This is a genomic window from Flavobacteriaceae bacterium, from assembly GCA_014075215.1.
Taxonomy (GTDB): Bacteria; Bacteroidota; Bacteroidia; order Flavobacteriales; family Flavobacteriaceae; genus Polaribacter.
The window spans coordinates 34,333-55,770 of sequence record CP046177.1 but is presented as its reverse complement, the minus strand read 5'-3'; the positions used below and the strand labels follow the sequence as shown (position 1 = coordinate 55,770).

Sequence of the window (21,438 nt, the reverse complement as noted above, 5' to 3'; positions counted from 1 at the left end):
AGGATTTATAGATGTATTTCTATCCGGTTTGATCTTGTGTGAGAATGACAACATTTAAAAATGTATCTTTCATGAAAAAGATATTGCAATTTATTGAATTAGGGATGTTATTTCTATCCGTTTTTTTTGAAATTTCAAAAGGACAAAAAAGAAGAGCATATATTAGGGCGAAAAAAAGAGTATCTGGCATACTTACTGTAGATTCTCCGAATAATTTTGAAGCTTGAATATAAAATTCTTCTCTTTTAGTTTCATAACTTCTCGAACATTTTTTAGACGTAAAGCATTGGCTTTTGCTATTTTTTTAATTTGAACCATATTACAATCCTTTGATAAAATCAGATAGGTGTTTATAACATCTTTTCGTTTTGTCAGCTGCGTAAAAAGACGTTGAAAATATTCAAAATGCTCGCCACAAAACCAGGCTTTTTCTTTCATGTTTTTAGGCTTTTTGGGATAATACGGAGGATTGATAATGATATAATCGAAATATTTTGAATTAAGTTCTGCAAACAAATCCGAATAAATGATATTAAGCGGTAAATTGTTTCTCCCTGCTGATATTTCCAAATATTCCAGGGCTTTACGGTTGATATCCGAAGCGGTAACTTTGGCTCCTTTCGAAGCTGCAAAAAGTGAAATGATACCTGAGCCGCAACCGAGTTCCAGAAAAGATTTGTTATTGAGGTTTAACGTGGCAACAAAATCCAGTAATATTTTGGTACTCAGTATAAAATGTGGCGCAAAAACTTCCGGATGCACAAGAGTATGAATCTCTTTGTAGATATATTTTCTGGGTTTTAAAAAGTAAATATTAGCAGCTATCTTTAAAAGAGGATGTGTAATTTTTTTTAGAAAATTTCGCATATTTTTTTATTCGGAATAGAAACCTTCAATTTCAGGCTGACGGTATTTCCATATTTTTTGCATTAATTTAACCTCATAGGGAAACCTGTAAATATTCGATTCGTATCGAATACGGGATATGGTTTTCAGTAAGTGTTTTTTAACTCCTTTAATCTTGAAATCGGAAACAGTTGGGTAGCAACCATTCAATACGGTTTCAAAATTCTGTATTCTGTCTACCATTTTTGGTGTCAACCACGGAGTTAACGGATTTTTTCTGAGGTCAAATTTTTCCCAGTTGGGTTCAATCCATTCCTCCAGAGTTTCGGGAAAAGAAAACCCCGCATCTATAATTTGTTGATACAAATCCGAACCTTCTGTCGGTACCGGGCTATACAAATAAATAATAATCTCGGAATCCGGATTTAGCTTCTTAATTTTCTTGATAAACCGGATATCCCATAGGATTTGCTCATACACTTTTTCTTTGGTTTCCGCAGGTAAGCCCAATACAAAGGACAGTTCCGGGACAATGTCTGCTTTTTTCATTCGTACTACAAAATCTTCTATCATTTTTCCGGATTGTGTTCCGCCTTTGTTCATTTGCTTTAGCACTTCGTCATTTCCGGTTTCAGCTCCCAAAAAAATCATGCTGCATCCTGCTTTTCGCATCAAATGCAAATCTTCATCAGAATATTTGTTGATGGTATCTATTCGCCCTTCTCCCCACCATTGTATGTTTTTACCTACAACCAATTCAGAAAATTCCACGACACGTTTTCTGGAGGTGAAAAAGTTATTGTCGTGAAACTCAACAGCATCTATGTTATATTTTTCTTTAAAATAAAAAACGTCTTTGGCAATATTTGTAGCCGATTTCCCTTTCCACCGGGCATTGTAAATAGGAACCACAGCACAAAAAGAGCAGGTAAAAGGACAGCCCATGCTTGAGTGGTAGGAAAGTGTTTTGCTTCCCATAAATGTTTTAGCCAGATAATTTTTTAGCGGATAAAAAGTATCCAAATATTCATAAGGCAAATCGGGCAAACTATCCTGATCCGGTAATGCCTCTTTTGCTGTGGTGATAATTTGATCGTCTTTTTTGTAGATCAGGTTTTTAACAGTTGCTAAGTTTTCTAATTCGTTATTTTCTAAAACCGACAGTAAACCAGGGAAAGCAACATCACCGGGCCCATTAATGATATAATCTACGTATCCGGAATTGATGGACACTTTGAATTGATTGGCTGCAAAATATCCGCCCCAAACGGTTATGCTGTTCGGATATACTTCTTTTACCTTTTTTGTAAACGGAATGGCTTGTTTAAGTTGAGGCCCGGGCATTACGGTAGAGCAAAAATATTTGAATTCGCCTGTATCAAAGTACTGCTGAATTTTTTGCCATGGATCTTTTTCCAGGTTTCCGTCCAGAAAAACATACTCAAATTTTCCGTGAATAGAGGCGCCTACTTGCAAAATAGAATTGGGGATTCTATACTTTGCACTGGCGCTACGGGGATTGAATATGACGATTTTATTTTTCATAATTAAAATGCGCTACAACACCTGCTACAAGCCGGGAAAAGGCCTCCGGCTTTATTTAAATCACTACGTAATTTTTTTAGAGTGCCAGACTCCCAGATTTCCTTTAGAGATTTGTCATGCAAATTTCCAAGATTCAAGTTATAGCATCTTCCATGAGCCGGGATTACCGTACCGTCAGATTTTATCATAATACTGGAATATACCGCATGGCAGTTTTTTCCAATAATCTTTTCAGTTTGTAAGTAATAGAGCTCCAGGTTTTCTATTGAATCTATCTCCGGTGAAAAATAAACTCTAAACGGATAGGATGTTTTTTTTATCAATCTGACCTCATCTAATAACGCATTGAGATCCATATTTTTAAGATCGATCAAATCCATATTAGAATCATGAGCAGGATATAAAGCACCCCATGGGGTATTTTGGTGAAGTGCTACAGACGCTTTTGTTACAAATTGAGTATGCATAAAACCAACTTCATTAATAATAAGATGTTTTAATGAATCTAGCATGTTTTTTAAATGCTTAACATTCCATTCTGTAATGGCACAGATAATATTAATTGTAGGCCTTCTATCCATACCCGCCAATATTTCTATGCCTTCTAATGCTTTTTGAAATGATTTTTTATGCCCTCGTATCTCGTTATGAATGTCTTGCGGGCCGTCTAAGGAAATATACACATCGTTAATTCCTGAATTTACCATCTTTTCTGCTTTATGTTTTAAGGTCAAAGCATTTGTTGTTATGGTTGTATGCAGTCCTTTCTTTGAAGCATATGCTAAGGACTCCAGTAAGTGTGGATACACAAGAGGTTCGGTAAAAGCGTAAGCTAATTTAGATTTCGGATAGTATTTTGCGGTATGATCAATAACTTTTTTAACTAGTTCCGGAGGCATGTTTAACGGTCTTGTTCCAACCAGATTTTGAGCAAAATTACTATCTATATTTTTGGTACCTACATCACACATTTTACAATGCAGATTACACACATTATTTACCCCTAAAACGATCCACTCCGGAGGGAATAGGTAATTTTTTGGATAAAAACGCTTATTTATTTTTTTTAATAAAGTCATGTATTTTTTAGAGAACCTGTTTTCTATTGATTACTCGGGTTACAAATTAAATACTTTTTTTGAATGCACATAACATAGAACTCATTTAAACTTTTTGAATTTGCTAAAAAATTGCTGTTTTCCGCTATGTTTTTGTCTTTTTTTCCTTCCGTAACGCTATGCAACTCAAAAAAGCCTTCAACAGCCCTAAAAACTTCTAATTTTCGCTTAAACCCAAAAAGTCTAAACGAGTTCAAAAAATGAATTAAAGAAAGTTTGTGATGCTGTTTTTTTTCAGGTGTACAATATTAATGGTAATGAATATAAAAATGTAATTGGGTCTATTGGAACAACTCATTCTACCAGAATAATAATCGGTGCTCATTATGATGTATTTTGTGAAACACCCGGTGCTGATGATAACGCAAGCCTTTAGATTAGCAAATAGAAATAATTACTTAAAATAAAAACATAATAGTTATGATGAAATTTCTTTTTTTGCTTCTTTTTTTCTTTGTTAATAACTCTTATTTTGTTGATAACCAAAAACACAAAAGAACGGAGTGAACTTTAGCGGCCAGCTAGCTTTTTAGAGCCATCCCCCGTATTAGTCTCCGTTCTTTTTAAAAGTTACTTAGAACCATATAGAATTTCAGTTTCTGCCCTTATTAAAGGTCTTAGTTTAAGTAACTATTATTAATATCTAATTACAAAATTATGAAAACAAATGAAATTATCGGAATCGATGTCAGTAAATTATTAATTGATGTTTGTATCTATTCTAAACAAATTGTTCAACAGTTTGAGAACAGTAAATCTGGATTTAAATTAATGCTAAAGTGGAGTTTTAAAAATTCGTCTTTCTCTAAAGAAGAAACCATGTTTGTATTTGAACATACAGGAATGTACTCTCATTTATTATCTGTGTCTTTAACTGAACAAAAATTATCTTTTTTCATAGCTTCTGGTTTAGAAATTAAAAGATCTATTGGTATTGCTCGTGGAAAGGATGACCAAATTGATGCCAAACGCATTGCTCTATATGGGTATCGATTAAAAGAAGAACTTAAACCCAGTAAGCTACCTAAAAGAAGTATATTACAACTAAAAAGTCTCTTATCTTTAAGGACAAAACTTAACAAACAAAGAGCTGGTTTTAAAGTTACTTTGAAAGAACAAAAAAGAATTTATAAAGCAAAAGAGTATAAAATAATCTTTGACGTTCAACAAAAAATGATTGCAGAACTAACCAAACAAATACACAAGATTAATACTCAAATGCAAGCTATTATTGACCAAAATATAATGTTAAAAGAAACCTATAAACTTGTTACTAGTGTTAAAGGTATAGGAATGCAAACTGCTATAATGATGATTGTGTTTACTGACAATTTTTCAAAATTTGAAAACTGGAGAAAGTTTGCCTCTTATTGTGGTGTTGCTCCTTTTCCTTACCAATCTGGAACTAGTATTAAAGGACGTACAAAAGTCTCTCATTTGGCTAATAAAAAATTGAAAGCAATTATTAATATGTGCGCTATTTCTGCTATACAACATAACCCAGAAATGAAATTATACTATCATAAAAGAATAAAACAAGGCAAAAGTAAAATGAGTACCGTTAACATTATTAGAAACAAATTAATAGCAAGAGTGTTTGCCGTTGTCAAACGACAAACACCCTATGTAGATACTTTTAAATTTGCTGCATAAATTAGTAAAAATAATATCTCAACTTTTACTTGTTTTTATCATAGAATGTCTCGTCCTAAAATAGGGCTACAGTTAATTATTAAAATTTATGCTACATTTTTGTGCACGTAATTAGGTGTTTTATAATCTAAAGATAAATGTAATCTTTTATTATTATATAATTTGATTGCATTTTTTGTTGCTTTTTTGGCGTGATTGATATTTGTAAATGTTTGGTCGAGGAAGAATTCATCTTTTAAAATTCCGTTAACTCTTTCGGCCATTGCGTTTTCGTAGCAATGATTTTCTTGGGTCATACTGATTTGTATCTTTTTTCTTTTCAAAATTTGAGTATAAACATTGCTACAATATTGTATTCCTCTATCAGAATGATGTATGATTTCTTCGGTATTTTTAGTTTGATAAATAGCTTTATTTAAAGCTCTAACACAGCCTTTAAGTTCTAAACTATCACTAATATCATAGCCTACTATTTTTCTTGAATACATATCAGTAATAAGTGCTAAATAACAAAATCCATTTATAGTTCTTATATAGGTAATATCCGAAGCCCAAACTTGGTTAGGTCTATTAATGATCAGGTCTTTTATGATATTTTTATATTTATAAAAACGATGGTAAGAGTTGGTTGTTTTAGAAGAATATTTTTTCCTTCTAATTAACAAATTATTTTCTTTTAAGATTCTAAATAACTGGTCTCTACCTATATTTATATTCTGTTTCCTAAAATCATTATGTAAGGATTTCATTAGCTTTCTAGTACCTTCTCTGGGTAATGTTTTCCTGCTTTTTTTAACAAGCATTATTACATTTTGTTCTATTTGTTTTTTAAGAACAAACCTTTTTTGATATTTGTAATAAGCATCTCTTTTTAACTCGAAAGCATTACAAATAGTAGCGATGGCGTACCTTCTTTTTTTTCTATTAATCGGTGCTATTTTCATTAAGGCTTTATGTTTAAGTTTTTTTTTAATTCTTCAACATTTTTATAGCCAAGATTTTCAGCAGCTACTTCAAGATAACTATCATTCACAAGTTTATCTAGATCCTTTTTAATAAGAAGATCTTTGAGTTGTTTTAGCTCTTTTTGAAGGGCTTTAATACGGGATAATTCGTCGTCTGTTTGCACGGTTACACGGGTGTTCATTAAATCTTTACGGTCATATTTTTTAATCCATACGTTTATCGTACTAGATTGTATGCCGTAAGTTAAGGCAATTTGTCTTTTGGAATGGTTTCCTTTGGTAAGTTCTGCTAATACTTTGAGTTTAAAACTCTCACTATAACGTCTTACATATCCATCATTTTTATACATATACTTGTTGTTTTTTGTATACATATTTCAGGACGGGTCAGAATACGGGGTAGCAGGTTTGTTAGAATTAGCCAGGTTATTAGCTAAAGAAAAATTGAAATACAGAATTGATTTTGTGGCATATATGCTTGAAGAACCCCCTTTTTTTAGAACAAAGAATATGGATAGTTATAAGCATGCCAAGTATTGTATGATAATCATATTGATGTAAAAGGAATGATTTGTTTAGAAAGTATTGGGTATTATAGCGATGCAGATCATTCTCAAAGATTTCCTTTAAAAGAAATGGAGTCAATGTATGGAACAAAAGGGAACTTCATTGCTGTTGTTCAAAATGATAAAAATGAGAAATTTAGTTCTCAAATTGCCAATTTATTGCTCAATCAAAATTTAACAGAAACTGAGCTTTTAAAATCAAATGCTTCTATATCGGGGGTTGATTTTTCCGATCATCTAAATTATTGGAAATTCAATTATGAAGCTGTCATGATTACCAATACAGCTTTTTACAGAAACAAAAATTATCACACGGATAAAGATCTTCTTAAAACGCTCGATTTGAAAAAATTAAATTTAGTTATTTTACAGTTATATAATGCAATAGTAAAATTAAATGAATGAGACCTTTGCCAAAATGAATAGTATAAATGCCCCTATACCACTCATAATAGTAAAACAATAAAAGCAAAAAGAAGTAAGCAGTTGTTTATCATTATATTTGCAGCATGTTAGCAAATAAAAATCAATCCGGAACATCGCTGTCTGAATTAGGAGAGTTCGGATTGATCAATCATATTACAAAACACTTCAAATTATCACATCGTTCTACTGTAAAGGGTGTTGGAGATGATGCGGCCGTTATCAATGCTTCCAAATTACAGACCCTGATTACAACAGATCTGCTAGTAGAAGGCGTTCACTTTGACCTAAGTTATATGCCGTTAAAACATCTGGGGTATAAATCTGTAATGGTAAATATCTCCGATGTATATGCAATGAATGGCGAAGCCGAACAAATTACGGTTTCCATTGCTGTTTCCAACCGTTTCTCTTTAGAGGCCGTCGAGGAGTTATATGCGGGAATCCATCTGGCTTGTGAAACATATAAATTAGATTTAATTGGCGGTGATACCACCTCTTCTTCCAAAGGAATTTTAATTTCTGTCACTGCCATAGGAAAAGCAAAGAAAGAAGATGTAGTGTATAGGAACGGGGCAAAAGAAACCGATTTAATCATAGTAACCGGAGATTTGGGCGGAGCATATTTAGGCTTACAGGTTTTAGAGAGAGAGCGGCAGGTTTTTCAGGTGAACCCGAATCATCAGCCGGATTTAGATCCATATGCATACATTATAGAACGTCAGTTAAAACCGGAAGCCAGAAAAGACATTCCGAAATTGTTAAAAGAATTGGAAGTAAGACCAACCTCGATGATTGATATTTCCGATGGCCTGTCATCGGAGATCATGCATATTTGTTCACAAAGTAAAGTAGGATGTAAAATTTACGAAGAAAAAGTTCCCTTGGATCCCCAGGTAATTTCCACTTGTGAAGAGTTTGAAATCGACAGTACCACGGTGGCTTTAAGCGGAGGAGAGGATTATGAATTGCTGTTTACAGTTCCTATTTCTGATTTTGAAAAAATCAAAGGAAACCCTCATCTTTCCGTTATCGGCCATATTACCGAAAAAGCCGCAGGAATGAATTTGGTTACAAGAGCCAATCAGGAACTGGCTTTAAAAGCACAAGGGTGGAATGCTTTAAAAGAAGAATAAATTGAATATTAAACGGAGTTTATGATTCCTCTTCTTCACCTAAAAGAACAATTGCTTTTTTACCTCCTTTTACAGTTCCGATTCGAAAATCTTCCGGATATTTGTTTAAAACACCCATAATTATTTTTTCAGTATAGTATAGGTACTATCGATGTTCTTCATCACTCTTTCAAAACTCATTCTGGTCCAATTTCTGGATGAGATATACGCTTTTATTTTTGAGAAGCCCTTTCAACTTTCATATCCTTACTTTGGTAGTATCTCATGATAATAAGTGTCAATATGTATGCAGCAATAAGAATTAAAAAAATATAAAAACTCAGGCCCCACAAGTTTTTATCTATCTGTTTTAATACCAGCACCCAACTTCCCAAATAAATAGGTAAGGTTATCAACGATGTAAAAAACAGCTCACCAAAAGTAGCGTTTCGTATAACATCAACAATCGATTTTGCATCTTGTATTTTCACAGTTACCTTTTAATTGCTCTTATAAATTTAACAAAAGAATTTGAAAATAGTATTCTTTTTGGTATTGGGAGACCTTTGCAGCATTGATTTGGCAAAAAAGTGTAAACGGATTCGTTATATAATACGTATTTTTTCGTCTAATCTTTAAACATTTGTCCCATATGAGCTATTATTTTCCCAAAAAACAAATCCGGTTTTTCGGGTATTTATTAGTTGAAACCGGAATTGACTTGGAACTTGAAACCTGGAACTTTTAAACTGTATAACTTAGCACCATGAAAAAAACCTTCATCATATTCGTCTCATTGCTGAACTTTCAAATTTCTCTTGCCCAGGAAATGACCGCAGAAAAAATAGGTGCTATTTTAACAAACATAAGTGATACTATACAAGGAATTGACGGAAGATGGCAATTCAAAATTAAAGAGATTACTTTTTTATGTATCACAGATACCAAGTACAACAGGATGCGAATTATTTCGCCGATAACAGAATCATATCTTCTAAATGACAAACTAAAAAGTGCTGCATTGATAGCTAATTTTCATTCGGCCTTAGATGTAAAATACGCCATTGCAGAAGGTATTTTATGGTCTGTTTTTATACATCCTCTAAGAGAGCTTTCGGAAAAACAGGTAAAAGATGCCGTAAGCCAGGTATATAGTGCTAATATAACTTTTGGGACTACTTTTTCGAGTACATCATTACTATTTCCCGGAAGTATAAAAAAAGAAGAAAAGAAACCTAAGATAATTTTGAAGGAAAAATATTGATGGTAAGAGATTTTCGCCAAATCAATGCTGCAAAGATCTTATAATACTTTCTAACTTTCCAACATCTCAGGCTATGAGTAGTTGTGTGAACAAGTTACAAACTTTGAAAACTTCAGTATACTTCTCAAAGCGAAAAAAAAAATGAGCAGTTATTTAATGTTATGTGCCCTTTGGTCAACTTTCAATCTCTTGTAGTATTTTCCATAATTCATCTTTTAGTCCTTGGTTGTTCAACAAAGGATTTAAAGCCGTTTGTTCCGTATATTCTCCTATTGTCTTACCTTCCGGAGCGCCAATGAGTTCGCCATTTTTTCCGACTTTTCCGAGTAGGCAATCTGCATATTTTTTACCACCTTTTTCGGGAGATTGAGACTTGCCTAATAAATTCATTATTTTGAACATTACCGTAAAAACGGTTCTTTTCAAGATTGGTAAAGTTTTTAATCCGGTAGAACCTGAAGTTAAACCTGGTGAAAACCAAACAAAATCAAAATTTTCCGATTTTAAGCTTGCCATTTTCTTCGTCCATAACCCACCAACGAATTTTGAAATACCTATGGCATTCATAGGATTGTATTTTGGCAATCTGTCAGATTCAAGATAGATATATTCTCTAAGTTCTTTAGGAGAAGAAAACACAGGTTTATCAATCATTCCTTTAATTCCTCTTGCTCCTTCGCCTCCTGCTAAAATAATTCTTGCATTTTCATCAAGCAAATTGTTTTTCTTGAGTTCATTGAAAACGATATGGCTACCTATTAAATTTTGAAAAATAGTTTTTTCAATCTTTTTTCCATGATGATTTATACTTAGGTAATCCTCGCCAAAAACTGCAAACCCGGCAGCTAAAAAAACCACCTGAAATGGACTTTGTTTAATGAACTTTCGTTTGAAATATCATTTTGACTTCTTTGAAATCAGTTTTTTTTATGGTTGCGATTTCTAAAAGTTTTGAAACGTTTAAGAGATTTTGCTCGTCAAGTATTTTTGTATTTTTGTATTTACCTCGTGGTGAATTAAATGCTCCTTTTGAATTGAATCTGAAAAGTCCATTAAAACAAGTTTTATTTAAGAAGATGATTTGTGCTGATCTTGAAATCCAATTTTCCGAATATTTTTCGTAATCAATATTAAACCTGTTTAAATTGAAGCTCTCACGAAATTCATAATAGTATTCTTTTTGGTATAACTCAATCATTCAACTTCAATACGGCCATAAATGCCTCTTGTGGGATTTCCACATTTCCCACCTGGCGCATTCGCTTCTTTCCTTTCTTTTGCTTTTCCAACAGCTTACGCTTTCTGGAAATATCGCCACCATAACATTTTGCCGTTACATCTTTACGCAGTGCCTTTATGGTTTCTCTCGCAATAATTTTTGACCCGATAGCTGCCTGAATAGGAATATCAAATTGTTGCCTTGGAATTAATTCTTTCAGTTTTTCAGTAATCTTTTTCCCCACTGTATAGGCATTATCCGCATGTAAGAGTGCAGAGAGCGCATCTACAGGCTGCCTGTTTAAGAGGATATCTACACGGACTAACTTTGAAGGTTTCATTTCTATCGGATGATAATCAAAAGAAGCATACCCTTTGGAAATGGTTTTTAACCGGTCATAAAAATCAAATACAATTTCGGCTAAAGGCATTTCAAATGTCAATTCAACTCTCTGTGTAGTCAAGTAGGTTTGATTGGTTATTTGCCCTCTTTTTTCTATACAAAGAGACATTACCTGTCCTACAAAATCAGACTTGGTAATAATAGCAGCTTTGATAAAGGGCTCTTCTACCCTATCTAGTTTTGACGGTTCCGGTAAATCAGACGGATTGTTTAGCAGTACCACATCATTTGGATGTTTTTTAGTGAATGCATGATAAGAAACATTAGGAACCGTAGTAATGACGGTCATGTTAAACTCACGCTCCAAACGCTCCTGAATAATTTCCATATGAAGCATTCCTAAAAATCCGCACCGGAAACCAAAACCCAGTGCCGCCGAACTTTCGGGAGAGAACACTAAAGATGCGTCATTCAATTGCAATTTCTCCATAGAATAACGCAACTCTTCATAATCTTCGGTATCTACCGGGTAAATTCCGGCAAATACCATGGGTTTTACATCTTCAAATCCGTCAATAACCTCCGTAGTCGGATTTACAGCATCCGTTATAGTATCTCCCACTTTTACCTCTTTTGCCGTTTTAATTCCTGTAATTAGGTAACCGACATCTCCCGTTTTCACAGATTTTTTAATAACCTGACTGAGTTTTAAAGTTCCTACCTCATCCGCAAAATACTCCTTATTGGTAGCCATAAACTTAATCCGCTGCCCTGTTTTGATTTCCCCGTTTAAAACCCTGAAATAGGTTTCTATTCCCCTGTAAGAATTGTATACGGAGTCAAAAATCAAAGCTTGTAAGGGCCCGTTGGGGTCTCCTTCCGGTGCGGGAATCCGTTCTATAATGGCTTCTAAAATGGTAGCTACTCCAAAACCCGTTTTCCCGCTTGCATGTACCACCTCTTCCGGATTACATCCTAACAAATCCACAATATCGTCTGTTACTTCTTCCGGGTTGGCAGAAGGCAAATCTACCTTGTTTAAAACAGGAATAATCTCCAGATCATTTTCCAAAGCCAGGTATAAATTGGAAATGGTTTGTGCCTGAATGCTCTGTGCGGCATCTACAATTAATAAAGCTCCTTCGCAAGCGGCAATAGAGCGGGAAACTTCATAAGAGAAATCCACATGCCCCGGAGTATCGATTAAATTTAAAATATATTCTTCGCCTTTAAAGGTATATTCCATTTGAATTGCGTGCGATTTTATAGTGATTCCCCGCTCGCGCTCCAAATCCATATTGTCCAGCAACTGATCCTGCTTTTCTCTTTCCGTAACAGCGCCTGTATAATCCAGCAACCTGTCTGCAAGTGTACTTTTACCGTGATCGATATGTGCGATAATGCAAAAGTTTCTAATATTCTTCATTGCTGCATGATAATTTAGCGTCTGCAAATATAGTTTTTTGAGTTTGAAAAGCCGTCAAGTAAAATTTTAAGAAGTACTCAACTTCATTTTTTAAAAAGAAAAAATCACACCTCTGTTATCCATCCCTACGTTCTCAAATTATTACATTATAGCATTGTTACGTTGACACATTGGTACATTATGACATAAATCACTCCTGCCACTCCACAATAAACAAATTGGTATCTCTACCCCCTCCGTTATTCCTGTTAGATGAAAAAGCCAGTTGTTTACCATCATTAGAAAATACCGGAAAAGCATTAAACGTTTCTCCGTAAGTTATTCTTTTCAGATTTTTACCATCTATATCAATTATATACAAATTAAAAGGGAAACCTCTTTCTGCCTCAAAATTAGAAGAGAACAATATTTTTTCTCCCGAAGGATGAAAAAACGGACTCCAATTGGCATTTCCCAAATGCGTTAATTGGCGTAAATCAGACCCGTCTGCATTGCAGATATACAATTCCATTTCAGTGGGCTCTACTAATCCTTGGGCCAGTAAATCCTTATACGCTTTTATCTCTTCCGAAGTTTTTGGCCTTGACGACCGGAAAATTAACTTTGTTCCGTCCGGTGAAAAGAAGGCTCCGCCGTCATATCCTAATTCATCCGTAATTTGTTTTACATCTGTTCCGTCAATATTCATGGTGTACAGTTCCAAATCACCGCTTCTGGTAGACGTAAACACAATTTTATCTCCTTTTGGCGACACGGTTGCTTCTGCGTCGTATCCTTTTTCATTAGTTAGTTGCTTCACAATATTCCCTTCCAAATCAGAAACAAAAATGTCATAACTGTCATAAATCGGCCATACATACCTTCCGTTTTTCCGAAGTGGTGCAGGAGGGCAGTTGTCATCCTCCAGATGTGTGGAAGCATATATAAAATGCTCATTATCCGGTAAGAAATAAGCACAGGTGGTTCTTCCTTTTCCGGTACTAATCATCGGTGGTTGTATACTGTCAAATGTCTGATCAACATTCATTAAAAACATCTGATCACACCCAACACCCCATTTGGCATTATTCGACTGGAAAATGAGTTGCTTATCATCAAAACTCCAGTAAGCTTCTGCATTGTCTCCGCCAAAAGTAATTTGACGCATACTTTTAAAATGCACTTCTTCAGGAAAAATCAAGGAATCTTTCCCTGCAATTAATTTAACGTTTTTTGCTTCTTTTTTTACAGGTTTGTTTTTACATCCGATACTTAGAAAAAGAATAAGAAGTACGGATACGAATTTAAATTTCATATGATAGTTTTTAATCCCTAATTTCTTCTGTAAAAAACTAAATTTTGATTGAAAAATACAAAATTTAGTTTCACTTCAGTAACCACTTAATTTTTTTCATTTGTTTTTTGTGAATTTTCAAATGAAAAAATTCATGTACTTTTGAGCAAAAATAATACTTAATCTCATGAGAAATCTGCTCCTGCTTATCTTTTTACCAATATTGCTCTCCTGCGAACCTGGTACTACAGGCAAAAGTAAGCTAAAGCAGGACGTTTCCTTTTTGGCTGATGATGCCCTGGAAGGCAGGCAAACCGGAACCGAAGGCGAAAGAAAAGCTGCCAACTATATTGCTGAACGTTTCCGGGAAATGAAACTAAGTCCGAAAGGAACGCAACGTTTTTATCAGGAATTTTCTTTCAAACCCAAAACAGACCCGCATTCGGAAGTGGAATTTACCAAAAATCAGGACGGAACCATTACGGGAAGCAATGTCATCGGGCATATCGACAACAAAGCTAATAATACGGTCATAATTGGAGCTCATTATGATCATTTAGGATATGGCGGTGATGGTTCTTTATACAGAGATTCTGTAAAGGCAGTACATAATGGTGCCGACGACAATGCAAGTGGCGTTGCAGTAATGCTCGATTTGGCCCGAAAATTAAAGAAAGAAAAGAGCCGTAATAACAACTACCTGTTTATTGCCTTTTCCGGTGAAGAAATGGGGTTGCTGGGTTCTAACTATTTCGTGAAAAACCCGACTGTTGATATGCAAAAAGTGAGTTTTATGATCAATATGGATATGGTTGGAAAATTAAAAAAAGACAGCACGCTGGCGGTATACGGTACGGGAACGTCTCCAATATTTAAGCAAGTGTTACATACTCATAACAATCGTTTTAAACTCATTCTAAAAGCATCCGGAGTTGGCCCCAGCGATCATACCAGTTTTTATCTGGCCGATATCCCGGTATTGCATTTCTTTACAGGGCAGCATGAAGATTACCACAAACCGAGTGATGACACGGAGAAATTAAATTATACAGGGATGGAAGCTATTTCCGATTATATTTTTAATATTATTTCGGAATTAAACTCTCAGGGGAAATTAGCCTTTAGAAAAACAAAGAATGAAGGCGATAATGTCCCCCGGTTTAAAGTAGGGCTGGGAGTTATTCCGGATTATTTATTTGATGGAAAAGGCATGCGAATTGATGGTGTTTCCGAAGAAAAACCGGCACAAAAAGCAGGTTTGAAAAAAGGAGATATTGTTATTAAACTGGGAGATAGTGTGGTAACAGATATGATGAGCTATATGAAGGCACTATCTGTCTTTGATAAAGGGGATAAAACAAAAGTAACCGTTAAACGAGGTGAGAAACACATGGATGTGGACATCCGGTTTTAGCTTAGCAGAACTTATTTTTTTATATATTTGAAAACCTAATTATATTTTTTATGAAAAAACACATTTGTCTTTTTTTAGGGTTTGCTCTTTTTGCGAGCTGTACTAAGGCTGTGATAGAAGACACACCTGTACTTCCTTCACCTATCATGGTAAAATACAACAATGGTGTAAAAACCATCATTGATAACAATTGTGTAAGCTGCCATGGAGCAACTTCTCCGGATGCCGGTTTGAGTTTAACTACATATACGCAGGTTAGGACTGCAGCTGAAAGCGGAAACCTCATCAATAGAATTAATGATGCAACCAGGCCAATGCCACCAGCAGCTTTAATGTCTTCGACAAACAGAGCCGCGATAACACGGTGGATGACGGACGGGTATTTAGAAAACTGAAATCATGAAAAAAACAATCATCGTAATTGCATGCTTTATAGCTTTAGGAGTTCATGCACAAAAATATTATACAAAGACCGGAACCACGGAACTAAAAGCCTCTGTAGCCGCTTTTGAACCGGTTGAAGCTACCAATAAAAGTACTTCCGTAGTATTAAAAGCAGATACGGGCGACATAGCCGCATTGCTTTTTATCAAAGCTTTTCGGTTCAAAGTTGCGCTAATGGAAGAACATTTTAATGAAAACTACATGGACTCCGATGCATTTCCCAAGGCAACTTTTAAAGGAAAAATACAGGAATTTGATTTGGAATTTACCGGCCAAAAAGAGTTTAAAATTATCGGAACACTCACTGTCAGAGGAATAAATAAAGAGATTGAAACTACAGGAACATTCTCAAAAAATGATGAAAAACTAAGTTTAAATGCTACATTCTCTGTTAAGCCTCAGGATTTTGACATTAAAATTCCCAATATTGTCAGAAAAAAAATAGCCGAAACCATTCATTTAACTTTAAATTATGAACTTATCCAAAAAAAGTAAAATCCTTCTTTTTATACTGTTGGGGATTTTTATCATTGGGTTCGGCATGTATAAATATGCCTATCAACCTCATAAGACCATCGAAGATTTTAAAGTAGATTTTAATGGAGCTTCGAAAGATTTTTTTGTGAAGATTCAGGAAAATGACAGTATTTGGCAGAATAAAGGTGTTGTTTTATCGGGAGTTATCACAGCAAAAGATGCTAAAGGAATCACACTGGATGAAAATACTTATTGCCAGTTTAGAGATGCTGCCACATTACACTCTTTGGAAAATAATCAAACCATAAAAATTAAAGGACGTATCATAGGATACGACGATTTATTAGAAGAATTAAAATTAGATCAATGTATAATACAAGAATAATGAAATCCGTACGAGAATACGCCGTTATTTTTTTGGTATTTTTTTTAGGAACCCACATCAATGCCCAAGACGATTTGTTAGATGAATTAGATACTACTACTGAAAACCAATCTTTTGAATCTCCTGCTTTTAAAGCCATGCGAATTGCCAACTTGCAATCTACCAAGATTGCGGCTAAAGGAGATTTATACTTCTACGTTTCTCACAGATTTGGAACCTTACAAAATGGGATTGATACTTTTTTTGGTTTTGATAACGCAAATACAAGGATACAATTTGCATATAGTTTTTGGGAAGGAGTTCAATTCAGTATAAGTAGAGAATCTTTAAGAAAAACGTATACGGGGGCTATCAAATACAGATTGGCAAGACAATCGGGAAAATTCCCTGTAACGGTTGTGGGATACAACAGCATAAATATCAATACGGAAATTAATGAAAACACTTTGCCGAACATCACATTTAGTGATCGGTATAGTTTTGGGCACCAATTATTGATCTCCAGACGTTTTTCCAAGAGTTTTTCCTTCGAAATTGCACCCACTTATATCAGGGAGAATGTTCAAGATGTAAGAGTTACAGGTACTCCCAATCACAACCAGTTTGCGCTGGGTTTTGGAGGGCGTTATAAGCTGAGTAAACGGGTCAGCTTAAATGCAGATTACGCGTATAATTTTAGTAGGAATAGCAATTCCATCTATAACAACCCTTTAACAATTGGAGTAGATATTGAAACCGGCGGGCATGTCTTTCAATTGCTATTTTCAAATGCGCAATCTACTACAGTACCAGGCTTTATGAGTAATGCCGAGGGAGACTGGTCTAAGGGGAATGTGTTTTTTGGATTTAATATTGTAAGAGTTTTCTAACCATAGATAGATTGAGGTTTTGTGTTGGTTGATAGATCAGAAAAGTTAAGCTAACTCCATAATACTTTCGGACTTTAGTACTTTTAGGTGATTTCTTTTTGGCATTAAAATAATATAAATTTGCAGTATGGTAAAAATAGGCCATATAGAATTACCTGATTTCCCACTGTTGTTAGCTCCAATGGAAGATGTCAGCGATCCTCCTTTTCGTGCTTTGTGTAAGGAAAACGGAGCGGATGTGGTATATACTGAATTTATATCTTCGGAAGGCCTGATCCGAAATGCCTCAAAAAGTGTGATGAAATTAGACATCTATGGAAAAGAACGGCCTGTTGGAATTCAGATTTTTGGGGCTAATTTAGACTCCATGCTGCGTTCTGTGGAAATAGTAGAAAAAACCCGTCCGGATATGATTGATATCAATTTCGGATGCCCCGTAAAAAAAGTAGTTTCCAAAGGTGCGGGTGCAGGGATTTTAAAGAATATTGATTTAATGGTTTCACTTACCGAAGCTATGGTAAAGCATACTCGTATTCCCATCACTGTAAAGACCCGCTTGGGTTGGGATCACAATTCTATTAAAATTGTGGAAGTGGCAGAGCGCCTGCAAGATGTGGGTTGCAAGGCCATTGCCATTCATGGCAGAACAAGAGCGCAAATGTATAAAGGCAATGCAGATTGGCGCCCGATTGCAGCAGTAAAAAACAATCCCAGGATGCACATCCCTGTCTTTGGAAACGGAGATGTTATTTCTCCGGAAAAAGCATTGGAAATGCGAGATGTATATGAACTGGACGGCGCTATGATTGGAAGAGCATCTATTGGATATCCCTGGTTTTTTAACGAGGTGAAGCATTTCTTTACTACGAGGGCACATTTGGCGAAACCCTCTATAGCAGACAGAACAGCAGTGGCAAGACGGCATTTACAAATGGCCATTGATTGGAAAGGAATACATTTGGGTGTGGTGGAAACCCGAAGGCATTATGCAAACTACTTTAGAGGGATTCCGCATTTTAAAGAGTACCGATTAAAAATGGTTACTTTTGACGACCCAAGAGATGTATTTGCAACGTTTGATGAAGTTGAGGAGCGGTTTGGAAATACTCTGATTCCTGAAATTAGTAGCTGAGGTATAGTATTGCGATAACAGTGCAGAAAACAGTCATCTTTTAACAAATTGAAAAAGCTTAAACAAGTTCATTATTTTATAATCCGGAAATGTTTTTCAAATTATTTGGGAAAACAGAATAAAAAATACCTGATATATGTTTTAATTTTTTTGGTAAGTTTATTATAGATGAAGAAGACCCGATCTATATGCGAGCCCGATGTTTTTGAAAAGTGTTTGAAGAACACTCTGAAACACTTCTCAATTTTATGTACTATAAGTGTGATGATAAAAGTTTGGCAGAAGATTTTGTCCGGGAGTCGTTTATAAAACTAAGGATATTTCGAATTGAAGCCTGTTTCGATAAGCGATACCATTAGCTTGTCATTTGTTGGCTATAAAACCAACATTATTTTAGCAAAAGAGTTGTTGAAAAAACCGTGTAAAAAAGGTGTATTCGGAAGAGTACAAGGTTTCTTTGAATGAAATACTGATTATCAACTATTTAATAAACGGAATTGCAAAAGAAAAAAAAGGGGCTGTTATTATTTCGCTTAAAAGTTTAGGCATTTTACCGGGCTTAACAGAACCGGATATGTTGCAAAACATCCAGCTTTTACCGGGAATAAAAAGTCCGAATGAAACAGTGTCCGGCCTGCATATTCGCAGAGGAACGCCGGACCAAAACCTAATTCTTTTTGATGGTATTAGAATCTGCAACTCAGCACATTTTTTTTGGACTCATTTCTGCATTTAATCCCTATATAACCGATAAAATTAAAGTTTTTAGAAGCGGGTCGGGAACAAAATACGGAAATCATATTTCCGGAGTTGTCGATATAAAAACCAGCCTTTAGATTAGCAAATAGAAATAATTACTTAAAATAAAAACATAATAGTTATGATGAAATTTCTTTTTTTGCTTCTTTTTTTCTTTGTTAATAACTCTTATTTTGTTGATAACCAAAAACACAAAAGAACGGAGTGAACTTTAGCGGCCAGCTAGCTTTTTAGAGCCATCCCCCGTATTAGTCTCCGTTCTTTTTAAAAGTTACTTAGAACCATATAGAATTTCAGTTTCTGCCCTTATTAAAGGTCTTAGTTTAAGTAACTATTATTAATATCTAATTACAAAATTATGAAAACAAATGAAATTATCGGAATCGATGTCAGTAAATTATTAATTGATGTTTGTATCTATTCTAAACAAATTGTTCAACAGTTTGAGAACAGTAAATCTGGATTTAAATTAATGCTAAAGTGGAGTTTTAAAAATTCGTCTTTCTCTAAAGAAGAAACCATGTTTGTATTTGAACATACAGGAATGTACTCTCATTTATTATCTGTGTCTTTAACTGAACAAAAATTATCTTTTTTCATAGCTTCTGGTTTAGAAATTAAAAGATCTATTGGTATTGCTCGTGGAAAGGATGACCAAATTGATGCCAAACGCATTGCTCTATATGGGTATCGATTAAAAGAAGAACTTAAACCCAGTAAGCTACCTAAAAGAAGTATATTACAACTAAAAAGTCTCTTATCTTTAAGGACAAAACTTAACAAACAAAGAGCTGGTTTTAAAGTTACTTTGAAAGAACAAAAAAGAATTTATAAAGCAAAAGAGTATAAAATAATCTTTGACGTTCAACAAAAAATGATTGCAGAACTAACCAAACAAATACACAAGATTAATACTCAAATGCAAGCTATTATTGACCAAAATATAATGTTAAAAGAAACCTATAAACTTGTTACTAGTGTTAAAGGTATAGGAATGCAAACTGCTATAATGATGATTGTGTTTACTGACAATTTTTCAAAATTTGAAAACTGGAGAAAGTTTGCCTCTTATTGTGGTGTTGCTCCTTTTCCTTACCAATCTGGAACTAGTATTAAAGGACGTACAAAAGTCTCTCATTTGGCTAATAAAAAATTGAAAGCAATTATTAATATGTGCGCTATTTCTGCTATACAACATAACCCAGAAATGAAATTATACTATCATAAAAGAATAAAACAAGGCAAAAGTAAAATGAGTACCGTTAACATTATTAGAAACAAATTAATAGCAAGAGTGTTTGCCGTTGTCAAACGACAAACACCCTATGTAGATACTTTTAAATTTGCTGCATAAATTAGTAAAAATAATATCTCAACTTTTACTTGTTTTTATCATAGAATACGGAGGGTTTGGTTTTAATATGATACATGCGGATATGTTTTTAAAAACAAAGCTTCGTAAAAATCTCAGCTTGTCATTTTCAGTAAGAAGATCTTTCACGGATATTTTTAGTACAAATACATTTAAACAAGCTCTCCGGAAAAGTTTTTCAAAATACCATCATAGCTACAAACGAGCAGCAATCAGATAATGATTTTTTTTCAGATAAAAACGATTTTTTCTTCGTAGATATCAATAGCAAACTCATATACCAACCTACTCATAAAGACAAAATCATTATCAGTCAGCTCTTTACAAAAAACAAATTAGATTATTCATTTGGATTTAATGATAACAGCTATAACTCCGGAGACATTTTGGGTATTGTAAATAAAGGTATTCATGTAAAATGGTTGAAAAACTGGAGTCATAAAATAGCACAGGAAACTGTTGTTTATTTTTCAGAATACGACTTAAATTATCAGTTTGATGTAATACAAAATATGGCAAACAATCAGACAAACAAAACCAGATAAAAGAGATACATTTTCAAACTACTGTTAACTATAAGAAAAGCAGCACTTCAAATTATAATTTTGGCTACCAGTTTTACAATAACACTGTTTTTTATCTTTTCAGTATAGGAGACCAGGTGGTACCTCAAGAAGATTTTATGTTAAGGGAATCTAATATAACATGCTTTTTTCAGTGAATTCCTTTATAATAACAATACATTATCACTGCAAGCAGGGCTGAGGAGTAATTATTTTACGCTTACGGATAAGTTCTTTATTATCCCAAGATTACATATGCAACTGTTGA

At 34.3% G+C, this 21,438-nt stretch carries 24 protein-coding genes; 14 read left to right on the top strand and 10 right to left on the bottom strand.

Going from position 1 to position 21,438, the window contains the following annotated elements; translation table 11 throughout:
- Positions 1-192: 192 nt before the first annotated feature.
- Genes GKR88_00315 through GKR88_00305 form a run of 3 tightly spaced genes read right to left on the bottom strand, consistent with a single transcriptional unit; the run spans position 193 to position 3,470 of the window.
- Positions 193-867: a methyltransferase gene (locus tag GKR88_00315; protein QMU62863.1), complete on the bottom strand. Its 675-nt coding sequence runs from the start codon at positions 865-867 to the stop codon at positions 193-195.
- 6 nt (positions 868-873) lie between these two features.
- Positions 874-2,391, bottom strand: a complete 1,518-nt coding sequence (locus GKR88_00310) for a radical SAM protein (GenBank protein ID QMU62862.1) — start codon at positions 2,389-2,391, stop codon at positions 874-876.
- Between the two features lie 2 nt (positions 2,392-2,393).
- Positions 2,394-3,470, bottom strand: a complete 1,077-nt coding sequence (locus tag GKR88_00305) for a radical SAM protein (GenBank protein ID QMU62861.1) — start codon at positions 3,468-3,470, stop codon at positions 2,394-2,396.
- A 277-nt stretch (positions 3,471-3,747) separates the two neighbouring features.
- Between GKR88_00305 and GKR88_00300 the strand changes: the two genes are divergently transcribed.
- Together GKR88_00300 and GKR88_00295 are read left to right on the top strand one after the other, a co-directional pair.
- The gene (locus GKR88_00300) at positions 3,748-3,885 is read left to right on the top strand and encodes a M28 family peptidase (protein ID QMU62860.1); all 138 of its coding nucleotides are present in this window, start codon (positions 3,748-3,750) and stop codon (positions 3,883-3,885) included.
- Between the two features lie 281 nt (positions 3,886-4,166).
- Positions 4,167-5,162, top strand: coding sequence for a transposase (locus GKR88_00295; GenBank protein QMU62859.1), 996 nt, complete (start codon positions 4,167-4,169; stop codon positions 5,160-5,162).
- 86 nt (positions 5,163-5,248) lie between these two features.
- Here GKR88_00295 and GKR88_00290 read toward each other — a convergent pair whose 3' ends face one another.
- Positions 5,249-6,106: an IS3 family transposase gene (locus GKR88_00290; GenBank protein QMU62858.1), complete on the bottom strand. Its 858-nt coding sequence runs from the start codon at positions 6,104-6,106 to the stop codon at positions 5,249-5,251.
- Complete coding sequence (locus tag GKR88_00285) at positions 6,106-6,477, bottom strand: transposase (GenBank protein ID QMU62857.1); 372 nt, start codon at positions 6,475-6,477, stop codon at positions 6,106-6,108. The genes GKR88_00290 and GKR88_00285 overlap by 1 nt, the downstream gene beginning before the upstream one ends.
- 186 nt (positions 6,478-6,663) lie before the next feature.
- On the opposite strand from GKR88_00285, the gene GKR88_00280 reads away from it, so the two are divergent.
- Together GKR88_00280 and thiL are read left to right on the top strand one after the other, a co-directional pair.
- Positions 6,664-7,098 (top strand): peptidase, M28 family protein, encoded by a 435-nt coding sequence (locus tag GKR88_00280; protein QMU62856.1) that lies wholly within the window; start codon positions 6,664-6,666, stop codon positions 7,096-7,098.
- Positions 7,099-7,202: 104 nt separating this feature from the next.
- The gene (gene thiL, locus GKR88_00275; GenBank protein ID QMU62855.1) at positions 7,203-8,252 is read left to right on the top strand and encodes a thiamine-phosphate kinase; all 1,050 of its coding nucleotides are present in this window, start codon (positions 7,203-7,205) and stop codon (positions 8,250-8,252) included.
- 212 nt (positions 8,253-8,464) lie between these two features.
- Here the strand turns inward: thiL and GKR88_00270 are convergent, their stop codons facing one another.
- Entirely contained in the window at positions 8,465-8,722 is a 258-nt protein-coding gene (locus tag GKR88_00270) for a hypothetical protein (GenBank protein QMU62854.1), read from the bottom strand.
- Positions 8,723-9,060: 338 nt separating this feature from the next.
- Between GKR88_00270 and GKR88_00265 the strand changes: the two genes are divergently transcribed.
- Complete coding sequence (locus tag GKR88_00265) at positions 9,061-9,495, top strand: hypothetical protein (GenBank protein QMU66599.1); 435 nt, start codon at positions 9,061-9,063, stop codon at positions 9,493-9,495.
- Between the two features lie 174 nt (positions 9,496-9,669).
- Here GKR88_00265 and GKR88_00260 read toward each other — a convergent pair whose 3' ends face one another.
- The 4 genes from GKR88_00260 to GKR88_00245 form a co-directional block, all read right to left on the bottom strand.
- Positions 9,670-10,353 carry a hypothetical protein gene (locus tag GKR88_00260; GenBank protein ID QMU62853.1) on the bottom strand — a complete coding sequence of 228 codons (684 nt, stop codon included), beginning with the start codon at positions 10,351-10,353 and terminating at the stop codon, positions 9,670-9,672.
- A gap of 16 nt (positions 10,354-10,369) precedes the next feature.
- Positions 10,370-10,693, bottom strand: coding sequence for a hypothetical protein (locus GKR88_00255; GenBank protein ID QMU62852.1), 324 nt, complete (start codon positions 10,691-10,693; stop codon positions 10,370-10,372).
- Entirely contained in the window at positions 10,686-12,482 is a 1,797-nt protein-coding gene (lepA, locus tag GKR88_00250) for an elongation factor 4 (GenBank protein ID QMU66598.1), read from the bottom strand. The genes GKR88_00255 and lepA overlap by 8 nt, the downstream gene beginning before the upstream one ends.
- Positions 12,483-12,672: 190 nt before the next feature.
- Entirely contained in the window at positions 12,673-13,776 is a 1,104-nt protein-coding gene (locus GKR88_00245; protein QMU62851.1) for a hypothetical protein, read from the bottom strand.
- Positions 13,777-13,942: 166 nt separating this feature from the next.
- On the opposite strand from GKR88_00245, the gene GKR88_00240 reads away from it, so the two are divergent.
- The 9 genes from GKR88_00240 to GKR88_00200 all read left to right on the top strand — a co-directional run bounded on the left by GKR88_00240 (position 13,943) and on the right by GKR88_00200 (position 21,152).
- Entirely contained in the window at positions 13,943-15,169 is a 1,227-nt protein-coding gene (locus tag GKR88_00240) for a DUF4910 domain-containing protein (GenBank protein ID QMU62850.1), read from the top strand.
- Positions 15,170-15,219: 50 nt separating this feature from the next.
- Positions 15,220-15,564, top strand: a complete 345-nt coding sequence (locus GKR88_00235; protein QMU62849.1) for a cytochrome c — start codon at positions 15,220-15,222, stop codon at positions 15,562-15,564.
- Positions 15,565-15,568: 4 nt separating this feature from the next.
- Positions 15,569-16,108 (top strand): YceI family protein, encoded by a 540-nt coding sequence (locus GKR88_00230; GenBank protein QMU62848.1) that lies wholly within the window; start codon positions 15,569-15,571, stop codon positions 16,106-16,108.
- Positions 16,086-16,475: a hypothetical protein gene (locus GKR88_00225; protein ID QMU62847.1), complete on the top strand. Its 390-nt coding sequence runs from the start codon at positions 16,086-16,088 to the stop codon at positions 16,473-16,475. The genes GKR88_00230 and GKR88_00225 overlap by 23 nt, the downstream gene beginning before the upstream one ends.
- Complete coding sequence (locus GKR88_00220) at positions 16,475-17,344, top strand: hypothetical protein (protein QMU66597.1); 870 nt, start codon at positions 16,475-16,477, stop codon at positions 17,342-17,344. The genes GKR88_00225 and GKR88_00220 overlap by 1 nt, the downstream gene beginning before the upstream one ends.
- 127 nt (positions 17,345-17,471) lie before the next feature.
- Complete coding sequence (gene dusB / locus GKR88_00215; protein ID QMU62846.1) at positions 17,472-18,476, top strand: tRNA dihydrouridine synthase DusB; 1,005 nt, start codon at positions 17,472-17,474, stop codon at positions 18,474-18,476.
- Between the two features lie 430 nt (positions 18,477-18,906).
- Complete coding sequence (locus GKR88_00210; protein ID QMU62845.1) at positions 18,907-19,212, top strand: hypothetical protein; 306 nt, start codon at positions 18,907-18,909, stop codon at positions 19,210-19,212.
- A 381-nt stretch (positions 19,213-19,593) separates the two neighbouring features.
- On the top strand, positions 19,594-20,589 hold the full coding sequence (locus GKR88_00205; GenBank protein ID QMU62844.1) for a transposase: 996 nt from the start codon (positions 19,594-19,596) through the stop codon (positions 20,587-20,589).
- Positions 20,590-20,993: 404 nt separating this feature from the next.
- A complete protein-coding gene (locus GKR88_00200; GenBank protein ID QMU62843.1) occupies positions 20,994-21,152 on the top strand; it encodes a hypothetical protein in 159 nt (52 codons plus the stop codon).
- Positions 21,153-21,438: the final 286 nt, after the last annotated feature.

Bases quoted from the DNA above. Each gene is read 5' to 3' on its own strand.
- GKR88_00315 (QMU62863.1), bottom strand. From the start codon at position 867: ATGCGAAATTTTCTAAAAAAAATTACACATCCTCTTTTAAAGATAGCT.
- GKR88_00310 (QMU62862.1), bottom strand. From the start codon at position 2,391: ATGAAAAATAAAATCGTCATATTCAATCCCCGTAGCGCCAGTGCAAAG.
- GKR88_00305 (QMU62861.1), bottom strand. From the start codon at position 3,470: ATGACTTTATTAAAAAAAATAAATAAGCGTTTTTATCCAAAAAATTAC.
- GKR88_00295 (QMU62859.1), top strand. From the start codon at position 4,167: ATGAAAACAAATGAAATTATCGGAATCGATGTCAGTAAATTATTAATT.
- GKR88_00290 (QMU62858.1), bottom strand. From the start codon at position 6,106: ATGAAAATAGCACCGATTAATAGAAAAAAAAGAAGGTACGCCATCGCT.
- GKR88_00285 (QMU62857.1), bottom strand. From the start codon at position 6,477: ATGTATAAAAATGATGGATATGTAAGACGTTATAGTGAGAGTTTTAAA.
- thiL (QMU62855.1), top strand. From the start codon at position 7,203: ATGTTAGCAAATAAAAATCAATCCGGAACATCGCTGTCTGAATTAGGA.
- GKR88_00265 (QMU66599.1), top strand. From the start codon at position 9,061: ATGACCGCAGAAAAAATAGGTGCTATTTTAACAAACATAAGTGATACT.
- GKR88_00255 (QMU62852.1), bottom strand. From the start codon at position 10,693: ATGATTGAGTTATACCAAAAAGAATACTATTATGAATTTCGTGAGAGC.
- lepA (QMU66598.1), bottom strand. From the start codon at position 12,482: ATGAAGAATATTAGAAACTTTTGCATTATCGCACATATCGATCACGGT.
- GKR88_00245 (QMU62851.1), bottom strand. From the start codon at position 13,776: ATGAAATTTAAATTCGTATCCGTACTTCTTATTCTTTTTCTAAGTATC.
- GKR88_00240 (QMU62850.1), top strand. From the start codon at position 13,943: ATGAGAAATCTGCTCCTGCTTATCTTTTTACCAATATTGCTCTCCTGC.
- GKR88_00235 (QMU62849.1), top strand. From the start codon at position 15,220: ATGAAAAAACACATTTGTCTTTTTTTAGGGTTTGCTCTTTTTGCGAGC.
- GKR88_00230 (QMU62848.1), top strand. From the start codon at position 15,569: ATGAAAAAAACAATCATCGTAATTGCATGCTTTATAGCTTTAGGAGTT.
- GKR88_00225 (QMU62847.1), top strand. From the start codon at position 16,086: ATGAACTTATCCAAAAAAAGTAAAATCCTTCTTTTTATACTGTTGGGG.
- GKR88_00220 (QMU66597.1), top strand. From the start codon at position 16,475: ATGAAATCCGTACGAGAATACGCCGTTATTTTTTTGGTATTTTTTTTA.
- dusB (QMU62846.1), top strand. From the start codon at position 17,472: ATGGTAAAAATAGGCCATATAGAATTACCTGATTTCCCACTGTTGTTA.
- GKR88_00205 (QMU62844.1), top strand. From the start codon at position 19,594: ATGAAAACAAATGAAATTATCGGAATCGATGTCAGTAAATTATTAATT.